Below are 337 nucleotides of genomic sequence, written 5' to 3'. Positions count from 1 at the left end.
AGGATAACGGATACGGTCAGTTCCTTTCCATGCTTGGATATAAGCTGGAAGAACGTGGAAAATATCTGATAAAAGTAGACAGATATTTTGCATCCAGCAAGATATGCAGTGTATGCGGGCATAAAAAGAAAGAACTGGCATTATCAGAACGGACATACCTGTGCGAATGTGGAAACCGGATGGACCGGGATGTGAATGCGGCGGTCAATATTCTGAAAGAAGGAAAAAGAATATATAAAAAATGTGCATAATAGCACAGAAAAGATCCGTAACCGGATAAAAAAGAACCGCGGGACACGCGGGGATAGCCTGTTTTAGCTTTGCCCTGAAGGGCAAT

Annotated in this window: 1 protein-coding gene; it reads left to right on the top strand. The window is 42.7% G+C overall.

The window, feature by feature from the left end:
* A partial coding sequence (locus LJE12_RS19780) for a zinc ribbon domain-containing protein (RefSeq protein ID WP_147348304.1) occupies window positions 1–251 on the top strand: 251 nt, incomplete at its 5' end.
* Between the last annotated feature and the right edge of the window lie 86 nt (window positions 252–337).

Origin of the sequence: Blautia sp. DFI.6.71, assembly GCF_020593585.1 — a bacterium.
Classification (GTDB): Bacteria; Bacillota; Clostridia; order Lachnospirales; family Lachnospiraceae; genus Blautia_A; species Blautia_A wexlerae.
Note: the sequence above shows the minus strand (reverse complement) of the source record. Positions and strands in the feature narration are given on the sequence as shown.